A 6796-nucleotide genomic window follows, 5' to 3' on the forward strand; every position below is an offset into this window, starting at 1 on the left:
CTATGAAAAAAGCGCTGTTTTCCAAAGAAAACAGCGCTCCTGTCTGTCGTTTTTGCGTTGATTACGCCTGCTTCACCGAATCCCCCTGCACCAGCTCGGTGGGAACCAGAAAGCGCAGCGGATCGTATTCCTCTCCGCAGACAAACGAAATCAGCTTGCGGATGCTCAGCTCTGCCTGCTGACGGCAGTGCACATCAATCGAAGTCAGGGACGGCAGTGCTATTTTTCCAAGGGGATTATTATCCACGCCAACCAGCGAAACCTCGCCGGGCACCGAAACCCCGCGCAGGAACAGCGCCTTTGCCGCACCGACGCCCAGATAGTCGTTCGCACAGAAGAACGCATCCGGCAACTCGTCCACCTGATCCAGTGCACGGTCAATCGTCCGCGGAATATCCGCGTCATCCGCTCTGGGTGTCAGCAGCAGGTGCTGCGGATCACACGGCAGACCGAACCGCCGCAAGGCGCTGCAGAAGCCGTCATACCGTTCTCCGAATGCCGTGGAATACATCGGATCACCGATAAAACCCATTTTGCGGCAGCCGCAGGTATACAAATACTGCACCGCCTGATAGGCCGCCTCTGTGTTGTCCTCAATATAGGTGCACACACGCAAGCTATGATAGCGTGTTCCCACCGCTACGACCGGCAGCCCGCACGATACGATATTGGCCGCCAGCGTTTCTTCCATGTCACCGAGGATCAAAACACCGCTGATCTCGCTTTCCGTCAGCCACCGACGCAGTGCCTGCGAATCGCGATCCCAGTATTCGTTATCAAAAACCATCATTTGATAGCCGTGCTCATACGCCATCCCCAGAAATAGCTTCTGGAACGCCATATAGAAGTAGGAATCCTTCAGATGTGCGCCGGTCGAGATCAGCCCCAGCTTTTGGGACGGTGTGCGGTGACTTTTATGCGCATAATACCCCAGCTCTGCCGCAATGCCGCAAATCCTTGCGCGCGTATCATGATTGACGTTTGGCATATCCCGCAGTGCCAGCGATACGGTATTGATGGAAACCCCTGCCCGCTCCGCGATTTGTTTGAGTGTAACCTTTGCTATGACGCATTCCCCATTTGTTTGAAAAAGTAAAACCGTTATCAGGTCACTTTCATATTAAAGTATTGTGCCGCTGATGTCAAGGGGCATCCAAACCGCAGACGGATCCTGCCGCCGTGGATACGGATCTGCGGTTCCCGCGTGTTGTTTATCGGTACTGCGACCGGATTTCTGCGCAGCTACCGATTACTATTGCGCTTTTATCATATTATGTATCGGTAAATCTTATATTAAAGTATTAGGAAAATGTACGAATTAGCCAAAGTTTTTTAATATTAAATCTCAATAATCTGCATAAAAGTTTGTTTTTTACCGTTCTTTCGCTGAATCGCGCCCTTGATCGGAGTTATTTCGTATGAAAACTCGCCATTTTTCACAAGAATCATCTTGCTTGACATTGAAAAATAATATGATAGAATGTGTTTGTAAGCAGAAAAATCATATCGTAAATCCCTATTAATTTTATATTTCTAATATTAAAAAGCTATCTGTCGCCGGAGCGGAAAGGAGGACCCCAAACAAATACGCAGTCGCAAGCGCCTATAAAATTTTCCTGAGAAAGACTGCGAGGCGGCGAAAAGAGTAAGCACAAAATAATAAAGCGTAAAATTGTAGAGAAAGAAGGAGAGATCAACATATGCTTTTTACTGCTGTAACCTTCATTGCGTTCACTGCGCTCGTCGCTGTCATTGCATGGTGGCGCACGCGCGACGATGACCTGAGTACACAGGACGGTTATTTCCTTGCAGGCCGAAGCCTGACCGGACCGGTAATCGCCGGCTCCCTGATGCTGACCAACCTTTCCACCGAGCAGCTGATCGGTCAGACCGGCCAGAGCTTTTCAACCAACATGGGACCGATCGCCTGGGAAGTCACCTCAGCAGCAGCACTTGTCATTCTGGCGCTGGTATTCCTGCCGCGCTATCTCAAGATGGGACTGACTACCGTACCGGAATTCCTCGAAAACCGCTACGACAGCACAACCAAGCGTATCGTTTCCATCATGTTCCTGCTCGGCTACCTGCTCACCTATCTGCCGACCGTTCTGTATTCGGGCGCACTGGTATTCAACCAGATCTTCGAGGTCGATAAGCGCATGGGTGTATCGCAGATGCAGGGTGTTATCATCACAGCTGTTGCCATCGGTATCGTCGGCGCCTGCTACGCCATCTTCGGCGGCCTGAAGGCGGTTGCGGTATCGGATACCATCAACGGCATCGGACTGATCATCGGCGGCTTTATGATCCCGATCTTCGGTCTGCTGCTACTCGGCAATGACCACTTCCTCGCCGGTCTGCGCGATCTGATCTCGGTCGTACCGGCAGAAAAGTTCAACGCCATCAATCCGGCCAACGCAATGGCGCCGATGATCCCATGGCCGGTGCTCTTTACCGGCATGGTCGTCAACAATATGTTCTACTGGTGTACCAATCAGGCGATCATTCAGCGAACGCTGGGTGCAAAGAACCTGCGTGAAGCACAGCGCGGTGCGATCTTTGCAGGCTTCCTCAAGTGCTGCGGCCCGTTCTTCATCACCATTTGCGGCCTGATCTGCTACCGTATGTCGATGGACCACACCGAGGGCTTCTTCTCCGCGGAGCACATCGCAAATCTGGCACAGAACGGCGACCTTGCCTATCCGACGCTCATCCTGAACGTCCTGCCCAAGCCGCTGCTCGGCTTCTTCGCAGCCGTGCTGTTCGGTGCGATCCTGTCGTCCTTTAACTCGGCGCTCAATTCTTCGGTCACGCTGTACACGCTGGATATTCACCGCCCGCTGTTCAATCCGCAGGCAACGGACGCACAGCTGGTTCGCATCGGCAAAATCTTCGGCACCGTGCTTGCCATCGTTTCGATCTGCGTGGCACCGGTCGTCAGCTTTGCTCCCTCCGGTCTGTATGACTTCCTCCAGTCCTGCTTCGGATTCTTCAACGTGCCGATTCTGGCGGCGGTCATCGTCGGTCTGTTCACCAGAAACGTTCCCGCTCGTGCCGCCAAGGTATCGATCGTGATGCACGTTGTTCTGTACTCCATTTCCAAATTCATCCCTGCACTCCAGAATGTGCACTACCTGTACGTTCTTGCGGTACTGTTCGTACTGAATGTTGCGGTCATGCTGCTGATCGGCAAGATCAGCCCGCGTACAACGCCGTACGTCATGCAGGATGTCGGCGCTGTCGATCTGACACCGTGGAAATACCGCAAGATTGCTGCCATCGGCGCACTGTGCCTGATGTGCTGCGTTTACCTGCTGTTCTCTCCTCTCGGTCTTGCCGGGTGATGAGATAGAGCCGCCCGCACCGCTGACTGTTTTCCACAGCGGTGCACAGGCGGCAACCTAAAACACCAACAAAAAACATACTGAAATTTCTGTAAACAAAGAAAGGATGCTGTTACCATGGCAAAAACTTTAAAAATCGGTTCGGTCGGTCTGGGTCGTCTGGGCTATGAGCACGCAAAGAATATCGCAAATTATGTCACCGGCGCAGAGCTGACCGCCATCTGCGACACGGACGCAGAGCGCGTAGCACAGGTAGCCGAGGAGCTGAACGTTCCCTACACCTACACGGACGTAGCTGAGATGGTCAAGAACCCGGATCTGGATGCGATCGTTGTCGTTTCGCCCTCCATGTTCCATGCCGAGCACATCAAGCTCGCACTGGATGCAGGCAAGCACTGCTTCTGCGACAAGCCGCTCGACACGACGGTTGAAAAGTGCAAGTTGGCAGAAAAGGCTGTGGAGGCTCATCCGGACAAGGTGTTCATGCTCGGCTTCATGCGCCGCTTTGATGATTCCTACGCAGAGGCCAAGCGCCGCATCGATGCAGGCGACATCGGCAAGGTCGTTCTCGTCCGCTCCTACACGCAGGACCCCCGCACCACCATCGAGGGTACGCTCAAGTTTGCACCGCACTCCGGCGGCCAGTATCTGGATATGTGCGTGCATGACCTCGACCTGATCCGCTGGTTTACCGGCGCAGAGGTCAAGCGCGTCTGGGCGATCGGCGGCGTATTCGAGTTTGACCTGTACCGTGAGCTGAACGACGCAGATAACTGCTGCGCAACCGTACAGCTGGACAACGGCGCAATGGGCTTCATGTTCACCAACCGCACCCACGGTGCAGGCTGCAACGTAGAAACCGAGATCATCGGCACGCACGGCACGCTGCGCATTGCAAATGTCGGCGCAAAGAACCTGCTTCAGATTGTAGACGGCTCCGGCGCACGCGAGGAGTACTATCCGGACTTCCTCAGCCGCTGGCATCAGGCCTATATCAATGAGATCCAGGAGTTCGTATCCTGCATCAACGAGGGCCGCAAGCCCGGTGTTACCGTTTACGACGGCACCAAGGTTTCTCAGGCGGCATACCGCTGCAAGGAATCCTTTGAAACCGGCGAAATGCTGGTGAACGAATAATCATCGTTGCATCACGGGGCGGGCAGAGAACGCATCTGTCCGCCCGGTACCGCCATTCATTCTGTTTCCCAAGAGACCGGAAGGAGGACTCTGACATGAGCAAAGAAATCAAAGTCGGTGTCATCGGCTGCGGTGCGATCGGCAGACAGCATATCGCACGCCTGATGAACACGATTCCCGAAACGCGCGTGGTTGCCGTTGCGGATTATTATCAGCCGTCTGCGCAAGCGGTTGCAGAGCAGTACGGCATCACCTGCTGCGCCACCGGCGAAGAACTAATCGCACTCCCCGAAGTAGATGCTGTGCTCGTCACATCCGCAGACCCGTCCCATGCGGGCTATGTGCTCGAATGCATCAAGGCGGGCAAATTCGTATTCTGTGAAAAGCCGCTGGCGCAGACCGCACAGGAATGTGAGGAGATCATCCGCGCAGAGGTTGCAGGCGGCAGACGGCTGGTGCAGGTTGGCTTCATGCGCCGTTATGACCGCGGCTATGCTGCCATGAAGCAAGCGATCGAGTCCGGAGAGATCGGCGCTCCGCTGATGATCCACTCGTGCCATCGTAATATGTCGCAGGCGCCCGGCTTTGCGACCGACTACGCAGTAACGCGTGTTGCAATTCACGAAATTGATATTTCCCGCTGGCTGTTGGACGATGAATACGCTGAGGCGCAGGTGCTGGCAGTCCGTCAAAGCAAAAACACGCAGGGGGACTGGCTCAACCCGCAGATCATGATGCTGACCACCCGTTCAGGACAGCGCATCGATGTAGAGGTACAGACCGACGGCGCATATGCCTATGATATCCAGTGTCAGGTAGTCGGTGAGGACGGCACGGTCAGCCTGCCCGATCCGTCGGCTGTGGTCAAGCGCTCGGGCGCAGCCTGCAGCTTCCCGATCATGACCGACTGGTCGCAGCGTTTTATCGAAGCGTATGACATTGAGTTCGATGCATGGGCCAAGGCTCTGCTGAACGGTGCACCGGACGGTCCGTCCGCATGGGATGGCTACGTTGCCTGTGTCACCGGCGATGCACTCATTCTCTCCCGCCAGACCGGCAAGCCGGAAGCGATCGAGCTGATGGAAAAGCCGTCCATCTACTAAATGGTTTCTGCCTGAATCTATTCCCATTTTTTCATGCCCTGCGTATCGCAATGCGTGCGCAGGGCATCCTTTTGTCGTTTTCCCTGCGCTGTTCCGTAAAGGAGCAGGGCTGACCAGACCGATCACCCGCTCTGCAAACAAAAAAGACAGCTCTCGCTGTCTTTTGGTTTGTCGAAAAGCCTTCGCGCCCGCAGGGCGCGGCTTTTCATCGAGCTTCGATCAAAAGTGCAGTTTCGATCGAGAGGCTATTGCATCATCTCCCGTTTGATCTTCCCAATCCGCATATAATACCAGACCAGATTGAGCGCCGCCGCACACACCCATGCTACGCCTTCCGCGAAAAACACACCGCTCTTTCCAATGAAAACCGGCAGCACGAGCGCCGCGCCCATGCGCATGAGCATTTCCGCAAAGCCGGAGAGCGTCGGCACAGTCATCTCGCCCACCCCCTGCAGAGAGGAGCGATACGCCTGCAGCACGAACAGTGCAAACAAAAACGCCATCAGCACCATAAGATACCGGTGTGCCACCGCAAGCGCATCTGCTGCGCCCGCTTCCTCAGTCGAGAGGAACAGTCCCAGCAGCGGCTTGCCAGCCAGCAGCATGGTCGCCACAATAGCGGCAGTAAATCCTATGGAAAGTACCAGCACCGCCCGAATGCCCGCATCAATGCGTGCGGCATTGCGTGCCCCACGGTTCTGACCCATATAAGCTGTCATGGCATAGCCAAACGCCACCGATGCACTTCCGAGTATGCCATACAGCTTATTTGCCGCCGTATAGCCCGCTACGAACACCACGCCGAAGCCGTTCAATACGGACTGCAGCACCATGCCGCCCAGTGTGATCATGCTCATCTGCAGACCGGTCGGAATACCGAGGCGGCACAGGTGCAGCAGAATGGCAGGGTCGGTCTTCCAGTCAGCCTTTGTCAGCTGCACGAACGGCAGCCGCCGCAGAGAACGCAGACACAGCAGAAACGCAATCAACTGCGCCAGCACGGTTGCGAACGAAGCTCCGAAAATGCCCCAGCCAAAGCCCATCACGAACAGCAGGTCGAGCGCAATATTAGCAAAGCTCGCCGCGATAATCGCAAACAGCGGTGTTCTGCTGTCGCCCAGACAGCGCAGCACGGCCGCCGCCATATTGTACGCAATGATGATGAGCGAGCCGCCGAACTGCACATATAAGTACGTCTGTGCTCCGCCGAAC

The 6796-nt window shown here is 55.1% G+C and carries 5 protein-coding genes; 3 read left to right on the forward strand and 2 right to left on the reverse strand.

All coding sequences use genetic code 11. The features are described from left to right. Positions 1-61: 61 nt before the first annotated feature. Positions 62-1108 carry a LacI family DNA-binding transcriptional regulator gene (locus PG722_RS12080; protein ID WP_330674698.1) on the reverse strand — a complete coding sequence of 349 codons (1047 nt, stop codon included), beginning with the start codon at positions 1106-1108 and terminating at the stop codon, positions 62-64. 592 nt (positions 1109-1700) lie between these two features. Here PG722_RS12080 and PG722_RS12085 point away from each other — a divergent pair. The 3 genes from PG722_RS12085 to PG722_RS12095 all read left to right on the forward strand — a co-directional run bounded on the left by PG722_RS12085 (position 1701) and on the right by PG722_RS12095 (position 5584). Further along, positions 1701-3344 (forward strand): solute:sodium symporter family transporter, encoded by a 1644-nt coding sequence (locus PG722_RS12085; RefSeq protein WP_270580684.1) that lies wholly within the window; start codon positions 1701-1703, stop codon positions 3342-3344. 117 nt (positions 3345-3461) lie between these two features. Continuing rightward, a complete protein-coding gene (locus tag PG722_RS12090) occupies positions 3462-4481 on the forward strand; it encodes a Gfo/Idh/MocA family oxidoreductase (protein ID WP_118360166.1) in 1020 nt (339 codons plus the stop codon). A gap of 95 nt (positions 4482-4576) precedes the next feature. Next, positions 4577-5584 carry a Gfo/Idh/MocA family oxidoreductase gene (locus tag PG722_RS12095; RefSeq protein ID WP_270580685.1) on the forward strand — a complete coding sequence of 336 codons (1008 nt, stop codon included), beginning with the start codon at positions 4577-4579 and terminating at the stop codon, positions 5582-5584. Positions 5585-5829: 245 nt separating this feature from the next. Here PG722_RS12095 and PG722_RS12100 read toward each other — a convergent pair. Then, a partial coding sequence (locus PG722_RS12100) for an MATE family efflux transporter (RefSeq protein WP_270580686.1) occupies positions 5830-6796 on the reverse strand: 967 nt, incomplete at its 5' end.

The organism is Butyricicoccus sp. OF27-2pH9A (genome assembly GCF_027693185.1).
Classification (GTDB): Bacteria; Bacillota; Clostridia; order Oscillospirales; family Butyricicoccaceae; genus Agathobaculum; species Agathobaculum butyriciproducens.